Annotated in this window: 21 protein-coding genes and 1 tRNA gene; 9 read left to right on the forward strand and 13 right to left on the reverse strand. The window is 66.8% G+C overall.

All coding sequences use genetic code 11. The features are described 5' to 3' along the window. Window positions 1–203: 203 nt before the first annotated feature. From D3874_RS19405 to cydP, 5 genes are all read right to left on the reverse strand, one after another. Window positions 204–293, reverse strand: a tRNA-Ser gene (locus tag D3874_RS19405). Window positions 294–377: 84 nt separating this feature from the next. Next, window positions 378–476: a cytochrome bd-I oxidase subunit CydX gene (gene cydX, locus D3874_RS19410; RefSeq protein WP_119779836.1), complete on the reverse strand. Its 99-nt coding sequence runs from the start codon at window positions 474–476 to the stop codon at window positions 378–380. A gap of 13 nt (window positions 477–489) precedes the next feature. Then, the gene (cydB, locus tag D3874_RS19415) at window positions 490–1,617 is read right to left on the reverse strand and encodes a cytochrome d ubiquinol oxidase subunit II (RefSeq protein WP_119779838.1); all 1,128 of its coding nucleotides are present in this window, start codon (window positions 1,615–1,617) and stop codon (window positions 490–492) included. A 5-nt stretch (window positions 1,618–1,622) separates the two neighbouring features. Then, window positions 1,623–3,191: a cytochrome ubiquinol oxidase subunit I gene (locus D3874_RS19420; protein ID WP_119779840.1), complete on the reverse strand. Its 1,569-nt coding sequence runs from the start codon at window positions 3,189–3,191 to the stop codon at window positions 1,623–1,625. A 5-nt stretch (window positions 3,192–3,196) separates the two neighbouring features. Beyond that, on the reverse strand, window positions 3,197–3,361 hold the full coding sequence (cydP, locus tag D3874_RS28640; RefSeq protein ID WP_158596110.1) for a cytochrome oxidase putative small subunit CydP: 165 nt from the start codon (window positions 3,359–3,361) through the stop codon (window positions 3,197–3,199). Between the two features lie 136 nt (window positions 3,362–3,497). Here cydP and D3874_RS28645 point away from each other — a divergent pair, with 136 nt between their 5' ends. The 5 genes from D3874_RS28645 (at window position 3,498) to D3874_RS19445 (ending at window position 7,249) form a co-directional block, all read left to right on the forward strand. After that, window positions 3,498–3,908 carry an RrF2 family transcriptional regulator gene (locus tag D3874_RS28645; RefSeq protein ID WP_158596111.1) on the forward strand — a complete coding sequence of 137 codons (411 nt, stop codon included), beginning with the start codon at window positions 3,498–3,500 and terminating at the stop codon, window positions 3,906–3,908. A gap of 58 nt (window positions 3,909–3,966) precedes the next feature. Beyond that, window positions 3,967–4,545: a flavodoxin family protein gene (locus tag D3874_RS19430; RefSeq protein WP_119779844.1), complete on the forward strand. Its 579-nt coding sequence runs from the start codon at window positions 3,967–3,969 to the stop codon at window positions 4,543–4,545. Window positions 4,546–4,740: 195 nt separating this feature from the next. Continuing rightward, the gene (locus tag D3874_RS19435; RefSeq protein ID WP_119779846.1) at window positions 4,741–5,190 is read left to right on the forward strand and encodes a thiol-disulfide oxidoreductase DCC family protein; all 450 of its coding nucleotides are present in this window, start codon (window positions 4,741–4,743) and stop codon (window positions 5,188–5,190) included. 3 nt (window positions 5,191–5,193) lie between these two features. Then, a complete protein-coding gene (locus D3874_RS19440) occupies window positions 5,194–6,882 on the forward strand; it encodes an SDR family oxidoreductase (RefSeq protein WP_119779849.1) in 1,689 nt (562 codons plus the stop codon). A 55-nt stretch (window positions 6,883–6,937) separates the two neighbouring features. After that, on the forward strand, window positions 6,938–7,249 hold the full coding sequence (locus tag D3874_RS19445) for a hypothetical protein (RefSeq protein WP_147385735.1): 312 nt from the start codon (window positions 6,938–6,940) through the stop codon (window positions 7,247–7,249). Here the strand turns inward: D3874_RS19445 and D3874_RS19450 are convergent. After that, window positions 7,246–8,889 (reverse strand): DUF1302 domain-containing protein, encoded by a 1,644-nt coding sequence (locus D3874_RS19450; protein ID WP_119779853.1) that lies wholly within the window; start codon window positions 8,887–8,889, stop codon window positions 7,246–7,248. The two genes, D3874_RS19445 and D3874_RS19450, sit on opposite strands and share 4 nt — an antisense overlap. A gap of 233 nt (window positions 8,890–9,122) precedes the next feature. Between D3874_RS19450 and D3874_RS19455 the strand changes: the two genes are divergently transcribed. Both D3874_RS19455 and D3874_RS19460 read left to right on the forward strand, forming a co-directional pair. Then, entirely contained in the window at window positions 9,123–9,560 is a 438-nt protein-coding gene (locus D3874_RS19455; RefSeq protein ID WP_119779855.1) for a TonB family protein, read from the forward strand. A 29-nt stretch (window positions 9,561–9,589) separates the two neighbouring features. After that, on the forward strand, window positions 9,590–10,045 hold the full coding sequence (locus tag D3874_RS19460) for a TonB family protein (protein ID WP_119779857.1): 456 nt from the start codon (window positions 9,590–9,592) through the stop codon (window positions 10,043–10,045). A gap of 6 nt (window positions 10,046–10,051) precedes the next feature. On the opposite strand, the gene D3874_RS19465 is transcribed toward D3874_RS19460, so the two are convergent. Further along, window positions 10,052–11,011, reverse strand: a complete 960-nt coding sequence (locus D3874_RS19465) for a helix-turn-helix domain-containing protein (protein WP_158596112.1) — start codon at window positions 11,009–11,011, stop codon at window positions 10,052–10,054. Window positions 11,012–11,211: 200 nt separating this feature from the next. Here D3874_RS19465 and D3874_RS19470 point away from each other — a divergent pair, with 200 nt between their 5' ends. Further along, entirely contained in the window at window positions 11,212–12,525 is a 1,314-nt protein-coding gene (locus D3874_RS19470) for an NtaA/DmoA family FMN-dependent monooxygenase (RefSeq protein ID WP_119779861.1), read from the forward strand. Between the two features lie 133 nt (window positions 12,526–12,658). Here D3874_RS19470 and D3874_RS19475 read toward each other — a convergent pair whose 3' ends face one another. Then, complete coding sequence (locus D3874_RS19475; RefSeq protein WP_199699165.1) at window positions 12,659–15,007, reverse strand: Tex family protein; 2,349 nt, start codon at window positions 15,005–15,007, stop codon at window positions 12,659–12,661. A gap of 91 nt (window positions 15,008–15,098) precedes the next feature. Here D3874_RS19475 and D3874_RS19480 point away from each other — a divergent pair, with 91 nt between their 5' ends. Next, window positions 15,099–15,389 carry a GIY-YIG nuclease family protein gene (locus tag D3874_RS19480; RefSeq protein WP_119779864.1) on the forward strand — a complete coding sequence of 97 codons (291 nt, stop codon included), beginning with the start codon at window positions 15,099–15,101 and terminating at the stop codon, window positions 15,387–15,389. Window positions 15,390–15,531: 142 nt separating this feature from the next. Here the strand turns inward: D3874_RS19480 and D3874_RS19485 are convergent, their stop codons facing one another. From D3874_RS19485 to D3874_RS19505, 5 genes are all read right to left on the reverse strand, one after another. Further along, the gene (locus tag D3874_RS19485) at window positions 15,532–16,683 is read right to left on the reverse strand and encodes a M24 family metallopeptidase (RefSeq protein WP_119779867.1); all 1,152 of its coding nucleotides are present in this window, start codon (window positions 16,681–16,683) and stop codon (window positions 15,532–15,534) included. 137 nt (window positions 16,684–16,820) lie between these two features. Next, the gene (locus D3874_RS19490) at window positions 16,821–17,207 is read right to left on the reverse strand and encodes a hypothetical protein (RefSeq protein ID WP_119779870.1); all 387 of its coding nucleotides are present in this window, start codon (window positions 17,205–17,207) and stop codon (window positions 16,821–16,823) included. Then, on the reverse strand, window positions 17,204–17,506 hold the full coding sequence (locus D3874_RS19495; RefSeq protein ID WP_119779872.1) for a TetR/AcrR family transcriptional regulator: 303 nt from the start codon (window positions 17,504–17,506) through the stop codon (window positions 17,204–17,206). The genes D3874_RS19490 and D3874_RS19495 overlap by 4 nt, the downstream gene beginning before the upstream one ends. 71 nt (window positions 17,507–17,577) lie before the next feature. Next, a complete protein-coding gene (locus tag D3874_RS19500; RefSeq protein ID WP_119779875.1) occupies window positions 17,578–18,390 on the reverse strand; it encodes a crotonase/enoyl-CoA hydratase family protein in 813 nt (270 codons plus the stop codon). After that, on the reverse strand, window positions 18,387–19,070 hold the full coding sequence (locus D3874_RS19505) for a TetR/AcrR family transcriptional regulator (protein ID WP_158596113.1): 684 nt from the start codon (window positions 19,068–19,070) through the stop codon (window positions 18,387–18,389). Before D3874_RS19505 ends, D3874_RS19500 begins: the two co-directional genes overlap by 4 nt. Window positions 19,071–19,146: the final 76 nt, after the last annotated feature.

Below are 19,146 nucleotides of genomic sequence, written 5' to 3' on the forward strand. Positions count from 1 at the left end.
AGCCAGCCCTTTCCGAAAAGGAAAGGGCCCTGGCGGAACACCCCTCCAGAGACTCCGGCTACAGCATCGGGGAATAGCGGCCACACGGTCTGGGTAAGAGACGCCTCGCCTTCCGGGACCACGCCAAATGAGCCCGACATTCCGCGCGGTTACGAGGCACCGCCGAAAACATCTAAGTTATTGATATTACAGGATAAAATGACTGGCGGAGGGGATGAGATTCGAACTCACGAGGCCCTTTCGAGCCCACACGCTTTCCAGGCGTGCGCCTTAAACCACTCGGCCACCCCTCCGCGACGCAGCGGGCGGCCACTGGGGCCGCCCGGCGAGAGGCGGCACTATAGCGAAGTCGCGCGCGCGTGCAACAAGGGCGGAAATCAGGCGTCCGCGTCTTCCTTCAGCTCCAGCCACATGGCGTTGAGCACGGCGAAGGAGCAGGCCAGGCCCAGCCCCAGAACCCAGGCGAAGTACCACATCGGCTTTCTCCTCTCAGTAGGATGAATGATCGGCGGCGATGTGCTCGGGCCGCACCGGGCCGCGCAGCACCCGGTAGACCCAGCCGGTATAGGCCACGACCAACGGCATGAAGATCAGCACCGCGCCCAGCATCACCGCGAGCGTCAGCTTGCTCGACGAGGTGTCCCACACGGTCAGGCTGACGGCCGGATTGCTGCGCGACGGCAGCAAGAACGGGAACAGGGCCCAGCCCGCCGTGCCGATGGTGCCGAGCGGCACCAGGGCCGAGGCCGCGAAAGCCGCCAGCGGCCAGCCGCGCAAGGCGATCGCCGCCAGCACGCCCAAAACCGCCAGCACAGGCAGCACCCATAGCACCGCATGGGCGTCGTAATTGGCGAACCAGCCGCCGGGTACATAGTCCACCGTCTTGAGCATCGGGTTCGAGGGACCGTCGGTCACCAGTGGCGAGGTTATGACGTAGCCGTCCTGAATCCGAAGCCAGAAACCCGCCAGCACGAACAGCACGATGAAGGCAAGGCCGGCATAGACCATGGCCCGCCCGGCCCGGGCCTTCACCGCGTCGGTGGTCTTGAGGTTCAGCCAGGTGGCGCCGTGGAACACCACCATGGCCACGCTGACCAGGCCGAACAACAGGGCAAAGGGGCTGAGCAGCGAGAGGAGCGAGATCTGCGGCAGGAAGCGCAGGGTCGCATCGAAGGTGAAGTCGACGCCCAGAAACAGGTTGCCGAAGGCGACGCCGAAGATCAGCGCCGGCACCGCGCCGCCCACGAACAAGGCCCAGTCCCAGACCGAGCGCCAGGTGGCATGTTCGACCTTGGAGCGGAACTTGAAGCCCACCGGGCGCAGGATCAGCGCCCACAAGACCAGGAACATGGCGAAGTAGAAGCCCGAGAAGGCGGCGGCATAAAGCGCCGGCCAGGCGGCGAAGATGGCGCCGGCGCCCAGGATCAGCCACACCTGATTGCCTTCCCACACCGGGCCCACGGTATTGATCACCACCCGGCGTTCCATGTCGCTGCGCGCGACGAAGGGCAGCAGGGTGCCGACGCCCAGATCGAAGCCGTCCATGACGGCAAAGCCGATCAGCAGGACGCCCAGCAGCACCCACCAGATCAGGCGCAGGGTTTCGTAGTCGAGCATGGCCCTCACTCCCCCGCCACGATGATCGGATCGCGCGCCCGTGCCGGCGCCACCGGGTGGCCCAGGACCTTGTCGGGGCCCAGGCGCACATATTTGATCATCAGGAAAATATCGACCACGAGCAGGGTGGTATAGAAGGCGACGAAGGCCAGCAGGCTGATCAGGACATTGCCCGAGGAGGCCGTCGACGCCGCCATAAAGGTCGGCAGCAGGCCTTCGACCGCCCAGGGCTGGCGCCCGTATTCGGCGACGATCCAGCCCAGCTCCGCCGCCACCCAGGGCAGCGGCAGGGTGAGCACCGCCGCCCACAGGAACAGGCGGTAGCGTTCCAGCCAGCGGCGCGAGGCCAGCACGAAGGCCACGGCGAACAGCGCGATGAACCAGAAACCGCAGGCGACCATCAGGCGGAACGACCAGAATAGCACCGGCACGTCGGGAATGGTGAAGGCCGCGGCCGTGGCGATCTCAGCCTCCGTCGCATTCTCGATGTCGGGGCGGATCTTTTTCAAGAGCAGGGCGTAACCCAGATTGTCCACATGGGCCACGGCCGCGGCTTTCAGATCCGCATTGCCGCGATCGGCCTGCAGCTTCTCCAGCGCCACATAGGCGATCAGGCCGTCCTTGATGCGCCGCTCGGCCTCGATCACCAAGTCGTCGATGCCCAACACCGTCTTGTCCGTGGATCGGGTGGCGATCAGGCCCAGAACCCAGGGGATCTCGAGCGCGTAGTGGGTGGTGCGCGCCTCGACATCGGGCAGGCCGAACAGGGTGAGCGAGGCCGGCGCCGGCTGGGTTTCCCACATCGCCTCGATCGCGGCGATCTTCATCTTCTGGTTCTCGCCCGCGACATAGCCGCTCTCGTCGCCCAGCACCACGACCGACAGCGCCGAGGCCAGGCCGAAGCTGGCGGCCACCGTCATCGAGCGCCGGGCCAGGTCCTTGTGCCGCCCCGCCAGCAGGTAGAAGGCGCTGATTGCCAGCACGAACACCGCGCCGGTTACATAGCCGGCACTGACGGTGTGGACGAATTTCGCCTGGCCGACCTGGTTGAAGAAGATTGCCATGAAATCGGCCAGTTCCATGCGCATGGTGTCGGTATTGAAATAGGCACCGGTGGGGTGCTGCATCCAGCCGTTGGCAATCAGGATCCACAGGGCCGACAGGTTGGTGGCCAGGGCCAGCGCCCAGGTCACCATCAGGTGCTTGACCTTCGAGAGCTTGTTCCAGCCGAAGAAGAACAGGCCGATCATGGTCGCTTCGAGGAAGAAGGCCATCGCCCCTTCGATCGCCAAGGGCACGCCGAAGATATCGCCGACGAAGTGGGAGTAGTAGGCCCAGTTGGTGCCGAACTGGAATTCCATGGTGATACCGGTGGCGACCCCCATGGCAAAGTTGATGCCGAACAGGGTGCCCCAGAATTTCACCATGTCGCGCCAGATGGTACGCCCGGTCATGACATAGACCGTCTCCATGATGCCCAGCAGGATGGAGAGGCCGAGCGTCAAGGGCACGAACAGGAAATGATAGAGCGCGGTGACGGCGAACTGCAGGCGGGCGAGATCGACGGCTTCCATGAGGTTCAACTCCCGTTGCCCGGCGCCCTGCTGCCGGTCTCGAAAAGATGCTGTTCCACCGCAGGCGGATCGACCCGCACCTTGAGCTCCGGCCGGAAGAAGAAATACCAAAGCCCGGCCAGGGCGATCAGCTTGATCGTCAGAAGCACGGCGATTTCGCGGCGCAGCATGGGACGTCTCATAGGCCCGATGATGGCACAAAGAGGTGCCAGGGCGCAGACGCCGTTTTGCCCCAGCGCAAATTTGCCGCGCTGGCACATCACGCCCGATCTGGCAGCGGGCGGCAACACACGCCATATTAGGGCCATGGCACAGTCATCCAGCCACTTCGCCGTCGCCTTGCACGTTCTGGTCCTGCTGGGAACAGAAGGCGACCGCCCCTTGAATTCGGACTGCCTCGCCGCCAGCACCGGCAGCCATCCGGTGATGATCCGGCGCATCGTCGGCCAGTTGCGCGAGGCCGGCCTGGTCACCGCCCAGCGCGGCCGGGAGGGCGGCTTCCGGCTCAGCCGGCCGGCGGCGGAGATCACGCTGGGCCAGGTCTACCAGGCGATCGAGGAAGGCGAAATTTTCGCCCGCCACCACAATCCAAACCCCGCCTGCACGGTGGGCCAGCGCATCAACGGCCTGCTGTGCCCGGTGTTCTCGGATGCGAAGTCGGCGGTGATCGAGCGGCTGGGACAAAAAAATCTGGCGGCGCTGATCAGCGGCTCTTGATTTAGTAGTTTTAAAAACTACCTTTGTGGCGTCATCGCAATCAAGGGACGCCTCCCCCATGTCGAATATCGCCATCGTCTATCATTCCGGCTACGGCCATACCGCGGTCCAGGCCGAGGCCGTCGCCCGCGGCGCCCGCCGGGTCGGCAACGCCACCGTCAACCTCATCAAGGTCGACGAGGTCGACGCCCACTGGGACGACCTGGCCGCGGCCGATGCCATCATCTTCGGCTCGCCCACCTACATGGGCGCCGCCTCGGCCGCGTTCCGCCAGTTCGCCGAGAAGTCGTCCAAAGTCTGGTACACGCAGGGCTGGAAGGACAAGCTGGCCGCCGGCTTCACCAATTCCGCCAGCCAGAGCGGCGACAAGCTGAACGTGCTGGTCGAACTGGCGATCTTCGCCGCCCAGCACGCCATGATCTGGATCGGCCTCGACCTGCCGCCGGGCAACAACAATTCCAAGGGCAGCGTCGAGGACCTGAACCGCCTGGGCAGCTTCCTGGGCGCCATGGCCCAGTCCAATGCCGACCAGGGCCCGGAAGCCGGCCCGCCCGCCGCCGACCAGCGCACGGCCGAGCGTCTGGGCGAACGCGTCGCCACCCTCGCCAAGACGCGCAGCTTCGCCGCCGCTGCCTGACGAGCGTCGGCCCCTGCCGCCGGGCATCTCCCTCCTTGCGCCCGGCGGCAGGGGCGCGACAATTGGCGCGGCAGGCGCGCGCCGCAGGCCCCGCGCGTATTTTCCGATCGAGCGCTGCCCCGCGACCTTTTGGCGGTTGATCCGCCCCGGCCGCAGGATCAGCCTCTGCTCTCCGAAATAATGTGAGGGCCTGTCATGTCGCCGAACTGGGCGCCAGCACCCGCCGCCGATCTCCCGGACGGCCTGATCCTGTTCGACGGGGTCTGCGTGCTGTGTGACGGCTGGGTACGCTTCGTCATCCGCCGCGACGAGGCCCAGCGTTTCCGGTTCCTGCCGATCCAGGACCCGGCCGGCCGTGCCCTGGCCGCCCGCTTCGGCATCCATCCCGACATGCCCCAATCCAATGCCATCGTCATCGGCGACAAGGCCTATTTCAAATGGGAGTCGGCGGTCAAGGTGCTGGAGACCTTGCCCGGCTGGCGCTGGATCAGGATCACCATGATCCTGCCGCGCGGCCTGCGGAACTGGCTCTACGACCGCATCGCCCGCAACCGCTACTGGCTGTTCGGCCGCTATGACCATTGCGTCGTGCCCGACCCCGCCCAGGCCCACCGCTTCGCCCCGCCGACCCTGCCGCCACGCTGAACCATGCCCGGGGCGGTGCTGTTGATCGGCGGCAGCGGCACCTTCGGCAGCCGCCTCGCCGAAGGGCTGGCCGCCACCACCGACCTGGCCCTGGTCGTTGCCGGCCGTGACGGCGCCAAGGCACGAGAGACCGCCGCCCAACTGCAACGGCGCTTTCCCGGGCGGGCAATCACGGGCATTGCCCTGGACCGGGCGGCGGTCACCGCCGCCGCACTCAGCGCCTTGGGCGCCGGCCTCCTGGTCGATGCCGCCGGCCCGTTCCAGTTCACCGACCTCGCCCTGCCGCGCGCCGCGATCGCCGCCGGCATCCCCTATCTCGACCTGGCCGATGCCACCGGCTTTGTCTCGAGCATCGAGCAATTGGACGGCGCCGCAAAGCGGGCCGGTGTCGCCGTCGTGGCCGGGGCCAGTTCGACCCCGGCCCTCTCCGCCGCCGTGGTCGACGACCTGACCTTGGGCTGGCAGCGCCTGGACACGGTCGAGGTCGCCATATCCCCCGGCAACCGTGCGCCCCGCGGCCTCTCGGTGGTGCGGGCGATCCTGTCCTATGTCGGCCGGCCGGTGCGCGTGCTGGTCGATGGGCAATGGGCCAGCCGTCCCGGCTTCTCGATGCTGGCTCGCCGCCGGATCGGCCCCCTGGGTGCGCGCTGGCTGGCCCTGTGCGATGCCCCGGATCTCGTGCTGCTGCCGCGGCGGGCGGCGCCCCGGCGCAGCGCGATCTTCCGCGCCGGGCTGGAACTGCCGATCCTGCACCTGGGGCTCTACGCCCTGGGCCTGCTCGTCCGCGCCCGCCTGCTGCGCGCGCTGACACCCCTGGCCCGGCCGCTGCATTGGTGCGCCGACCGCCTGCTGGCCTTCGGCACCGACCGGGGCGGCATGGTGGTGGAGGTCAAGGGGCTGGACGCCGCGGGCAGGCGTTGCCGGCGGCGCTGGATCCTGTGGGCCGAGGCGGGCCAGGGGCTCTATGTGCCCACCCTGCCGGCATTGGCGCTGATCAGGTCGATCGCCGCCGGCAGGGGACCGGCCCCCGGCGCGGTGCCCTGTGTCGGGCTGCTGCCCCTCGCCACCATCGCGGCGGAATTCGACCGCCACCGGATCACCACGCAAACCGACGGCGAAACCGACGACAGCCCGCCCCTGTTCGCCGGCGCGGTCGGGCCAGGCTTCGCCCACCTGCCAGCACCGATCCGCACGCTGCACAGCCCCGGCTGGTGGGCCGCCTTTCGTGGCCGGGGCCGGGTCGACGGCGCCGCCAATCCCCTGGGTCGCCTGGTCGCCCGCCTCTTCGGCTTTCCCCCGACCCTGGCCGACGTGCCGGTGCGCGTGACCATCGCGCGGGACGGCCGGGGCGAGCGGTGGCGGCGCGATTTCGGCGGTCACCTTTTTTCCTCGCACCTGCGCCCCGATGGCGGCGGCGGCGTGGTCGAGTGTTTCGGCCCGTTCCACTTTCCGCTGCGCCTCACCCCCACGCCGGGCGGCTTGCGTTACGACATCGCGGGCTGGCGCCTGGGGCGCCTGCCCCTGCCGGGTTTCCTCGAGCCCAGGATCGCGGTAGAAGAAACCATCGATGCGCAAGGACGCTTTCATTTCGACGTGGCGCTGAGCCTGCCCCTGGTCGGCCGCATGGTTCGCTACCGCGGCTGGCTGGAAGCGGACGAGGCCGGCCCAGCCCCATTCTCGCCCCATTCTTGAGATTGGCTGCGCCCCTTGCCATGATGCGCCGCGAAAGCGCCGGGAGGGCGATTGCATGGTTGGACGGTTTTTGGGCTGGGTTTTTATCGGTCTGGCGCTGATGTGCTTTGGTGCCGATGCGATGGCCATGCTCGAACGCGGCGCGCCGGGCCTGCTCGCGCTGGGTGAATTGTGGGCGGCGCTCGACCTCAACAGCCTGACGCAGGTGGGCGAGGCCGTCTCCGGCTACACCCTCCCCGAAATCTGGAACCCGGGCATCACCAGCATCCTGCGCGTCCCCGGCCTGCTGCTGTTCGGCGTCATCGGCCTCCTGTTCCTGGTCCTGTTCCGCAAGCGCGAACGCCGCGACAAGCTGTTCGTGGGCTAGAACCCATAGCTGACCGCCAGGGTGGCATAGTCTCGGTCGGCCAGCGGCCGGTCGCGGGTATCGCCCTCGCCGAACAGGAAATTGTAGCGCAGGCCGATTTCCAGGTTGTTCAGGTAGGTGAAGTCGACGCCGAGGCTCAGGCGGTGGTCGCCGATGCCCACCAGCGGCCCCAGGCTGCCCGGCAGGGCCGACGGCCCGAAGATCACGCCCTGATAGGTCACGGGCACGCTCATGTCCCAGCCGTCGAAGACATTGGTGTAGCCGAATTCGACCTGCAGCTCGAGGGCCGCGCTGGTGCGGGCAAAGGTCAGGTCGTCGATGCCGACCTTCGCCGGCGGCGGCAGGAAGCCGTTGATGACCGGCGGCGCCACCCCGTCGACATCCAGCACATGGACCATCGTCACCTCGCCCAGCAGGCGCGTCGAATCGGCCAGCACCGTCACCGGCAGGACGTTCACGAACGACAGGTTGCCTTGCAGCAGTTGCCCTGGGCTTGCCATGGGCAGGGCCGTCGGCAGGCCGGTGGGGACATCGACCAGCACCGGCGCGCCGTCGCGATAGCTGAGTTCACCTGCCACCGTGACATTGCCGACCGCGGTGGTGAAGCTCGCCCCCAGGAGCGTGATATCCTCGACATAGGTCAGCCGGTAGTCGATCGGAATCGCCACGAAGATCGGCAGCGGCGGCGCCACGGGCAGTAGCATGGTGCCGAAGGTCACTGTCGGCGCCTTGTCGTGGTAGACCAGGGCATAGAGGCCGAGGTCGGTTGCATCGCCGACCGCGACATGGGCCGAGACGCCCCATTGCCCCAGGTCGGGCGGCTTCACATCCGCCTGGCGCATCAAGGGAAACGGGGTGAGCGTATCCATGAAGGTGGCGCCGGGGCCGACGATATCGCTGTAGCTGAAATAACTCCCTACCCCGTCGAGTTCGTTCTTCTCGAACTCGAACTGGTAGTAGGCGGCAAAGCTCAGCCACGGCGTCGGGCTGATGCGGGCCGAGGCCTGCAGGGTGGGCAGAACGTAATCCTTCACTTCCGCGCCGGGCACCATCAGCTTGGTCACGTCATAGGGATTCTGCGAGCCGGCGATATTGGGAAAGAACAGGCTCTCGCCCCACGAGACGACCTGGCGCCCGGCGCGCAGGTCGACCGGCATGTCGCCCAGGTCGAAGCGGCCATAGGCATAGGCATCGAGCAGCCGCACCCGCCACCAATGATAGTCCTGGGTCTCGTCGGTGAATTCGTCCGCCGGCCCGAACTTGTTGACCCGGTTGCCCGGCGCATTGTCGTTGGGGTTGCGATAGGCATCGTCGTAGAAGCCGCTGCCGCGCACGAAGGCGCCGATATGGTCGTCGTGAATGCCGCCTTCCAGCACCAGGGCGGCGCGGTTGTTGATCAGCGCGCCTTGGTCGAAGTTGAAATCGCCGTCATTGGCATTGGCGCTGTCGGACCGGTTGGGATCGGTCAGCCGGCTGTCGCGATCCTCGGTCCTGACGCCGAGGCTGTAGGTCGCGGTGCCGCCGAAATCGAGGACGAAGCCGTCGCCCAGCTCGATCGTCTCGGCCCTGGCCGCCGTGCTCCCCACCAGCATCGCCAAGCCAACCACCGCCCGGCCCATCCTGCCCCGCATCCCCACCATGCTCGCCCTCCCGGCCCCCGATCACGCCGGAAGCTCTTTGTTTTGGGTTCTATTACGCCCAAGAAGGGATTAAATCCAAAATGGCGGCATCGTCCTTTCAGACTAGGCCTGCGGCCCGCGGGGGCGCCGACCTTAAATTGCAATGAAGCCCGCAGCCCAATTTTTGATATTGATGCGGCGCGGCCTTTCGGCACAATGGGCACTGTTCCGTCAGCCGAGGTCGTGACATCGAAATGCAGCGCTTTGTTCCAGCCGCCCTGGCGGTCGTCATGGCCCTGGGCAGCGCACCAGTATCGGCGGCCACCGGTTCGAGCGATTTCAACAAGAAGACCGACGCGCCCGCCAAGTACAAGGTTCCCGCCCCCGGCGCCGAGGCGAATGCCGACCTGGACGCCTGGCAGGACCAGGTCGCCGAAATCGTCGACGCCACGCTCACCTTCCCGCTGGCCGGCAGGCTCAGCCGCCAGGGCGGCACCACCGGCATCCGCCTGGTCATCGACCGCAGCGGCAAGGTCGATTCGGCCACCGTGGAAAAGCCCAGCGGCAATGAAGATATTGATGACGTTACCAAGCGCTTCTTCGAAAACCTGGCCCTGCCGCCGTTGCCAGCCAGCTATGGGCACGAAAAGCTGAGTTTCCTCTACACCATCCGCTACGATTTCCGGGACTGACCCGGCCGGGCAGCGCAGACAGGCCTGACATGCGATACCTCGCCCTTGCCATGCTGGCGATCTCAATCTGGCTGACCGGCGCACCGGCCGGGGCCTTGGACTCCTTGGAGCTCTACCCGAAAGGCGTATCCCCGAAGTGGCTGGAGACAGCCGACGAACCCAAGGCCCCGGACGAAGCAAAACATGAGGTCGACCCGTCGATCTTTGATGCTTGGCGCGCCGAGGTTCGCACCATCGTTCGCGAAAATATGAACTTCCCGCTAATCGCCCGGCTCCAGCATGATGCGACGTCCGCAGGTATCGGCCTCACGGTCGACCGCAGCGGCCGGATCGAGGCGGCAACAGTTGCCAAGTCGAGCGGCAACGAAGATGTCGACGAGGTCACGCGGCAAATGTTCGAGCGCATGACCTTTCCGCCGCTTCCCACCGCCTATCCCTATCAAAAGCTGAAATTCGTCTACACGATCAATTATAAATTCTATTGATCCCGCTTAGCGTAACCCACCCCGCGCCAGCGCACGGGCCGCGCGCGGGCTGTGGCCGAAGCGCGCCTTGAAGTGACGGCTGAACCGGGCCTGGTCGCTGAAGCCCCAGCGATAGGCGATCTCGGCCACCGTCTCGCGGCAGGCCGGCTCGGACAGTTGCTCGCGGCAGGCTTCCAGCCGCAATTCGCGGATCCACTGGCCCAGGGACAGCTCGCTGCCGCTGAACAGGCAGTGCAGGTAGCGGGTGGAAATGCCATGCGCCCGCGCGATCAGGTCGGCCGACAGGGCGGGATTGGACAGGTTCTGGCGGATGAAGCGTTCGATCCGGGCCAGGTGCCCGGCCTGGACCGACGATTTGCGGCTGGTCAGCGCGCGGGGATCGTTCTCGATCGCCAGCACCAGGAGATCGAGCAGGGAGCGGCCGATGCCGTCCAGCACCGCAGGGTCGGCCCCGGCGATACGCCGCGGCACCAGGCGCAGCATGTCGAACAGCATGCCGCCGGCACCGTTTTCGGCGTCGCAGACCAGCGAGGTCCACTGGTCGATGGTGCGGATGCGCGGGCGCAACTGGCTGATCGGCAGTTTCAGCGACCAGATCTCGTTCACGTCGGGCTGCACGAACAGCGAGGGGCGGTGGCTGCGCTCGATCAGGAACTGGTTCTTGCGGCAGGTCAGCTCCAGCCCGTCCTGCGAAAAGCAGATGTCGGAACGCGCGGCAAAGGAGGCCAGCACGCACTCCTCCTTGTCGGCCGCCAGGTGCTGGCGCTCGCGGCTGTAGCGGATCGCGCCCGACGCCATGTAGACGACCGAGGCGCGGCCCAGGTCCCAGGATTTCAAGGTGCCGCGAAACCGCTCCGGCGCCTCGAAACTCGAAGCCAGGGGGAAGACCACGCTGCTGACCGCGCCCTGCCAGTATTCGGCCCGGGCGGGGGCGGCAACGGCTGTCGCGGCATACTCCTGAAACATCGCGCACCCCGTGGATGACAATTGAGCGTAAGGCAAGGGGCAGGCCTCGCCAAGGCCCGACATGCTGCGACGCACCAAAAGCTGTCGATCCCGGCACAAAGATTTGTCGAATCGAGCACCATGGCAGCCCCGCCCTTTGTGCTGCGGCGCACCCCTGCCACGCTTGGTCCCTGTACCGTTGATTGATCTGGGGACACGCGATGCCGAAGAAGTTTCACCTGGGCTGGTTCACCAATTTCTGTGCCGACGAATGGCTCGGCCCCTTCTCCAACGGCGGCGAGCCCTGGGACGGCAAGTTCTATGTCGAAATGGCCCAGGCGCTGGAGCGCGCCTGCTTCGACTTCATCATGTTCGAGGACAAGCTGGCGATTTCCGAATCCTACGGTGGCACGGCGGAGGCCTACCTGAAGCACGCCATGGGCATGACGCCCAAGCAGGACCCGGCCCCCCTGGCCGCCCTGATCGGCGGCACGACCAGCAACATCGGCGTGGTCGCCACCCTGTCCACCTTGGGCTATCCGCCGTTCCTGCTGGCCCGCCTGTGCTCCAGCATCGATTCGATCGCCGGCGGGCGCTTCGGCTGGAACATCGTGACCAGCGCCGAGAACGCGGCCGCCCAGAACTTCGGCCTGGACAGGCTGCCGCCGCGCGAGCTGCGCTACGAGATGGCGCACGAATACATGGACCTGGTCTACCAGTTGTGGAATTCGTGGGAGCCTGACACGGTGATCCGCGACCGCGAGACGGCGACCTTCGCCGACTTCACCAAGGTCAAGCCGATCCATTTCGAGGGCAAGTTCTTCAAGTCGCGCGGGCCGCTCAACTGCGTGCGCTCGCCGCAAGGGGTTCCCACCCGCGTCCAGGCTGGCGGCAGCCCCAAAGGCCGCGACTTCGCCGCCCAGCATGCCGATGCCATCGTCTCGGTGGCACCTGGCCTGAAAGCCATGAAGGAATACCGCGACGACGTGCGTGCCCGCGCGGTGGCGCTGGGTCGTAACCCTGACGATATCAAGGTGCTGTACCTGATCGCCCCGGTCCTGGCCGATACCGACGACGAGGCCAGGGCCAAGTACGACCGCATGGTCGCCGACCCCAACTTCATCCACAAGAACCTGACCCTGATCTCGGCCATCACCGACATCGACTTCAAGAAATACCCGCTCGACGAACCCCTGCCCGGGCGCCTGGTGACCAACGGCGAACAAGGCACGCTCGACGCCTTCCAGCAATGGGGCACGGGCAAGACCCTACGCGCCCTGGTCGACGAAGCCTCGGGCGGCCTGGTCTCCTCGGTCGAACTGGTCGGCACGCCCGAGACGGTGGCCGACCAGATGGCCGCGGTCATGGAGGAGATCGGCGGCGACGGCTTCCTGATCACCAGCCCGCACCTAGGGGTCAACCGCCGCATGATCACCGAGGTGGCGGACGGCCTGGTGCCGGCGTTGCAGCGGCGCGGGCTGGTGAGAACGGAATACAGCCACAAACTGCTGCGCGACAATCTGCTGGCGTTCTGAAACCCCCTCTACACCGCGTGGCGGAGAGGGCTATGCGGCAGTAATGCCGTGCATCCTTCGACATCCACCGCAGCGTCATTCCGGCGCAGGCGAGGATCCACTGTGATGGCAGGCTCGGTTGGGCTCCAGTCTTTCACGACAGTGTATCCCGGCTTTCGCCTGGATGACGCCAAAGATTACTTCCGCTTGAAGGCCTCGGCCAGGGCGGCACCAAAGCTGCCCTGCTGGGCCGGGCGGTCGCGCTGGGGCGGCGGGGGCCGCGGCGGGGTTCGTTGCGCGGGGCCTGCTTGGCATCATCCCGGCGCGGGGTGCTCTCGCCCTTGCGCATGGTCAGCGCGATGCGCTTGCGCTTCACGTCGACCTCGACCACGCGCACGGTGACCACATCGCCGGCCTTCACCACCTCGCTGGGATCCTTGATGAAGCGGTCGGCCAGTTGGCTTACATGCACCAGGCCGTCCTGATGCACGCCGATGTCGACGAAAGCACCGAAATTGGCGACGTTGGTGACCGTGCCTTCCAGCACCATGCCGGGCTTCAAGTCCGAGATTTCATCGACGCCGTCGGCGAAGGTCGCGGTTTTGAATTCCGGGCGCGGGTCGCGGCCCGGCTTCTCGAATTCGGCCAGAATGTCGCGCACCGTCGGCAGGCCGAAGCGGGCATCGACGAAATCCGCCGGGTCGAGGGATTTCAGCGTCTTCGCGTCGCCCATCAAGCTGCGCACATCGCGGCCGCAGGCGGCGACGATGCGCTTGGCGAGGCCGTAAGCCTCCGGGTGGACCGAGGACGCGTCGAGCGGCTCCTCCCCGCCCGAAATACGCATGAAGCCGGCGCACAGCTCGAAGGTCTTGGGGCCGAGGCGCGAAACCTCGAGCAACTGCTTGCGCGTCCTGAAGGGACCGTTGGCATTACGGTGGGCGACGATCGCCTCCGCCAGTGACGTGCCCAGCCCCGAGACCCGGGCGAGCAGCGGGGCGGAGGCCATGTTGAGATCGACGCCGACCGCGTTCACCGCATCCTCGACCACCGCATCCAGGCTGCGCGCCAGGCGGAACTGGTCGACATCGTGCTGGTACTGGCCGACGCCGATCGACTTGGGCTCGATCTTCACCAACTCCGCCAGCGGGTCCTGCAGGCGCCGGGCGATCGATACCGCACCGCGCAGGGAGACGTCCAGGTCCGGCATCTCGGCGGCCGCGGTGGCGGAGGCCGAATAGACCGAGGCGCCGGCCTCGCTGACCACCACCTTGATCGGCTTGTTGCCGGCCGGCAGGTCGCCGATCAGCTCGGCCGCCAGGCGGTCGGTCTCGCGGCTGGCCGTACCGTTGCCGATGGCGACCAGCTCGACCTTGTGCTTCATGATCAGGCGGCCCAACTCGGCCATGGCGCCACGCAGATCGTTACGCGGCTGGAATGGGTAGACGGTCGAGGTTTCCAGGAGCTTGCCGGTGCCGTCGACCACGGCGACCTTGACACCGGTGCGGATGCCGGGATCGAGCCCCATGGTCGCGCGCGAGCCGGCCGGGGCGGCCAGCAGCAGATCCTTGAGGTTACGGGCGAAGACGTGGATCGCCTCCTCCTCCGAGCGCTCGCGCATCTGCGACATGAGGTCGATCGAGAGGTGCAGCGACAGCTTCACCCGCCAGGCCCAGCGCGCCACCTCCAGCAGCCAGGCATCGGCCATGCCGCTGGTGCCGACATTGTAGGTGTTGGCGACCATGCGCTCCGCCGGCTTGATGGGCGAGGTGTCGTCCACGTCGAGTTCGATGTCGAGCGACAGGAATTCCTCGTTGCGGCCGCGCAGCATGGCCAGCGCCCGGTGGCTGGGCACGCTCGCCCAGCGTTCCACATGGTCGAAATAGTCGGAGAACTTCGCCCCCGCCTCGGCCTTGCCCTCGGCCAGGCGCGAGTGCAGGAAGGCGTGTTCCTTCATGTAGTTGCGCAAGCGGCCGACCAGATCGGCATTCTCGGCCATGCGCTCCACCAGGATGTCGCGGGCGCCCTCCAGCGCCGCCTTCACGTCGGGCACTTCCGCCGTGATGAAGCTCGCCGCCAGTTCGGCCGGCACCACGCGGCGGTCGTCCAGGATCGTGTCGGCCAGCGGCCCCAGGCCGCGCTCGCGGGCGATTTCCGCCTTGGTGCGGCGCTTGGTCTTATAGGGCAGGTAGATGTCCTCGAGTTCGGCCTTGGTCGCCACCGCCTCGATCTTGGCGGCGAGGTCGTCGGTCAGCTTGCCCTGGGTGCGGATCGACTCGAGCACGCTAGCCCGCCGCGCCTCCAATTCGCGCAGGTAGACCAGCCGCTCCTCCAGATTGCGCAACTGGGTATCGTCCAACCCATCGGTGGCCTCTTTGCGGTAGCGCGCGATGAAGGGCACGGTCGCGCCCTCGTCGAGCAGTGCCACAGCCGCCAGGACTTGCGCGGGCTTGGCCGCGATTTCCGCGGCGATGATGCGGGCGATACGGTCGTTTTGCGCGGCCATGGCATGCCTGTCCAAGAATCGGTTAGGGCAGCGACCATAGGCGGAGGAGCGCGCGGTGCCAACAGGGGGGCTGTATGGCAAGATCGGCGTCATGAGCGCCTGGGTCTATATCCTTGAATGCAGTGACGGCAGCTTGTATGTGGGCTCGACTCGTGGCGAGTTGGAGCAGCGGGTCACTGCACACAATGCCGGCGCCTTTGGCGGCTATACGGCGACGAGGCGGCCAGTGCTGCTGCGCTTTGCGCAAGAGTTCAGTAGCATCCAAGATGCGATCGCCCGGGAGCGGCAGGTCAAGGGCTGGAGCCGGGCCAAGAAGCTGGCGCTGATCGAAGGTGATTTCAATGCCTTGCCCAGGTTGGCCCAACGCGGGGGACCTGCATGAGCAGAGTGCGTCCTTCGAGACGCCACCTGCGGTGGCTCCTCAGGATGAGGAGGTTTTTAATAGCCCAATCTTCAAGCCAAAAAAGACTCTCCTCATCCTGAGGAGGCCCGAAGGGCCGTCTCGAAGGACGCACCCCGCCAGCCTAATTCGCCACCAGGTCCAGCGACCGCTTCGACAGCACCTCGCACCCGGCCGCCGTCACCAGCGCCGTCTGGCCCGGCATCATGGCCAGGCCGGCATCGACATCGAGCGTGATCATGTGCAGGAAGAAGACCATGCCGGGTTGGATCACCACCGGGTTGCCGGTGAAGAACATCGGCCAGTCCATCCAGTTGGGCGAGAAGGTGGTGCCCATGCTGTAACCGCAGGCATTCATGCGGTGGGCGGCCATGCCGCCGGCGTCCATCGCCTTCGCATGGGCATCGAAGACCTCGCCCATGGTGCGGCCGGGGCGCAGGGTCTCCAGGCAGGCGGCCATGGCATCGACCGCCACCTTGTGCATCTCGCGGGCACGCTGGGGCACGGCGCCGACGCGGATCGTGCGCATCAGGCAGGCGTGGTAGTGGCGGTAGGTGCCGGCGAATTCGACGGTGAGCTGGTCTTGGGCATCGAGCTTGCGCCGGCCGGCGTGATAGCGCACCAGCAGGGCTTCGGGGCCGGAGCCGATGATGAACTCGTTGCCGGGATAATCCCCGCCGCCCTCGAAGATCGCGCCCTGCATGGCGGCCAGGATATGGCCCTCGTCGGCGCCGGGCACCGCCATGGTATTGGCCTTGTCGAGCGCCAGGTCGGCCAGTTCCGCGGCCCGCCGGACATAGACCAGTTCGGCCGGGCTCTTCACCAGGCGGAACTCGCTGACCAGGTTCGATTCGTCGCTCAGCGTGCAGAAACCGTCGAGCGCCGCGGCCAATTGTAACCCTGAACGGGCGGTCAGGCCGTAGGCCTCGTATTCGACGCCCAGGCGCTTGCCGGCAAAACCCTGCTCGGCGAGGAGGTCGCGCAGCATCACGGCGGGCGTCGCCCCTTCGCGATCTTCCCAGATGCGGATGTCGGGGATGACCGAGGTCATTTCGGCCTGGCGCTTGTCGGGCAGGCGGGTGAGCAGGGTCAGGCGGCCATCGGCGCCCAGCACCAGGCACTGGAAATAGACATAACCGAAGGTGTCGTAACCCGTCAGGTAATACATGGATTCCTGGCGGAACATCAGCAGGCCGTCGAGGCCGCGTTCGTTCAGCCGGGCGACGACAGCGGCCTGGCGGGCGGCGAATTCCGCCGGTTCGAAATGGATGGCCATGGTGCTACTCGCTACAGGTTGCCATTGGATTTCCCTCTCCGCCGCTTGCGGGGGAGAGGGAGGGGACCCGTCGCGTCAGCGATGGGGAGGGTGAGGTGGTCGGCGGGACAAGACGAGCTTTACGCCGTCGACCCACCTCACCCAACCCTCTCCCCCCTAAAGGGCGGAGAGGGCTCTTGGTCGCTCCGGTTGCGAAAGCCGTTCATCAGCAGGTCGGCCGCCTGCTCGGCGTAGCGGGCGCAGGTCGCCTCGTCCAGCCGCTTGATGCCGAACAGGCCCTTCATGGCATTGGCGTCGGCAAAGAGGTGATCGCAGACGCCGTTGACGGCGAAATAGAACACCATGGGGTCGATCGGGCGCAGGTCGCCCCGTTCCACCCCGGCCTGGATCATGGCGATCTGGGCGTCCAGCACCGGCTTGGTGAAGAACTCGTTCAGCTCGCGGGCATTGCGCGTATCGGCGTCACGCAGCAACTCGCGCAGCAGGCGGTGCAGGTAGGGGAAGCGGAAGAAGGTCTTGATCATGCCGGCGATGTGCCGGCGCAGCTTCTCGGCGGGGGCAGGTCCAGCGCCATCAGCCGGTCGAGTTCGCCCAGCGCCACCTGCGCATCGCGCCGCACCAGTTCCAGCCACAGCCCGGTCTTGGTGCGGAAATAATAGTTCACCAGGGCTGCATTCACCCCGGCCCGCGCCGCCACCTCGCCCACCGGCACGTCGACGGTGTTGCGTTCGGTCATCAGGGCACTGGCGGCCAGCAGGAGCTGTTCGCGGGTTTCCGGTCGGTCGGGGGAGGCTTTCTTGCGGCTGCGGGGCGCGGCGGACACGTTGATTCCTGAACCTTTGATGACACGAGCATACGAACAGAATGCCCCCGCGTCATCAAGGGGCCGCGACGTCAGGCGGCGGGATCGGCGAAGTTGGGCGCCCGCTTCTCCAGATTGGCCATCACCGCCTCGATCTGGTTGGGCGAGCCGATCAGGGCCGCCTGCTCGATCGATTCGGCCAGCAGCAGGGCGGCATCGTCCAGGGCGCCTGCCTGGTTGCACAGGCGCTTGGCCGCGCGCACGGCGTCCGGGCTCTTGCCGGCGATCTCGCGGGCGAGGACCAGGGCATCGGCCAGCGGATCGGCGCAGACCTTGGTGGCGATGCCCAGGCCCTTGGCCTCCTCGCCCGAGAAGATGCGGCCGGTGTAGATCAGTTCGCGCATGACATCGTCGCGCAGCAGGCCGCGCAGCAGGACCATGCCCGCCATGTCGGGCACCAAGCCCCACTTGGCTTCCATGATCGACAGGCGGGTGTCGGGTGCGATGTAGCGGATGTCGGCGCCCAGGCAGAGCTGGAAGCCGCCGCCGAAGGCGACGCCGTGGACGGCGGCGATCACCGGCACCGGGATCTGGCGCCAGACCATCACCGCGTGCTGCGGCCCGTTGGAAATACCGTGTGTGCGCTCCTCCAAGGTGGCGCCCGCCACCTTGTGCGGGCCACCGCCGGCCATGCCGGCGAAATTGCCCAGGTCCAGCCCGGCGCAGAAGGCGCGGCCGGTGCCCGACAGGACCACGGCCCGCACACTGGTATCGGCCGCCAGCGCGTCGCCGGTTTCGATCAGGGCCTTGAACATGCCGTCGCTCAAGGCGTTCATCTTGTCGGGCCGGGTCAGGCGGACATCGGCGACGCCGCCATCCATGGTGATCGAGATCAGGTCGCTCATGGCTTCTTACTGGCCCCCTTGGTCAAGCGCAGCGCATCAGGCGAGGGCGGCTGGCACAGCATGCCCTCCACCGTGTCGAGAAGATTGGCCAGAGCCGCCGGATCGTTCCACAGCTCGGCCCAGTCGTTGCGGCCGCCTTCCGCCCCCTCGCGGGAGGAGACCGCGGCCAGGACATAGAGCGTCATCAGCTTGATGCGCTGGTCCAGCAGCTTGCGCGGCAGCGCCGGCACGAAGCGGTGGATATGCTCGACGCAGCGGCGATAGGAGCTGTCGCGCCGGCGGGCATCCATCGACTCGAGCAGCATGTCGTAGTGGTCGACGGTCAGGCGCACGGCGAAGGAGACGCTGAACTCGTCCTTGGGCGCGGCACCGATCACCGGATCGACCACCAGATGAACGATCTCGCGCAACGCGGTGGGACCGCCCGCCGCCTCGATCGCGTCGAGCCGGCGGGTGCGTTCGTCGTTGATCGCCTGCGAACCGTCCAGCACCAGTTCGCGGATCAGCGCTTCCTTGGTGCCGAAATAATAGTGCAGCGAGCCGCCGTTCTTCTGCCCGGCGGCATCGACGATGTCGCGCACCGTTACCTCGGCGAAGCCGCGCTGGGCAAACAGGCGCCGGGCGGCAAGCTTGATGCGCTCGCGCGTGTCGTCGCCCCGGGTGGAGTGTTCGTCGTTCATGGGCATGGCGGCAGCGCCATATCCTTCGTCATCCCGGCGCAGGCCGGGATCCATGGTCGTGCAACGCCAGATATCG

This window comes from Oleomonas cavernae (assembly GCF_003590945.1).
Taxonomy (GTDB): Bacteria; Pseudomonadota; Alphaproteobacteria; order Zavarziniales; family Zavarziniaceae; genus Zavarzinia; species Zavarzinia cavernae.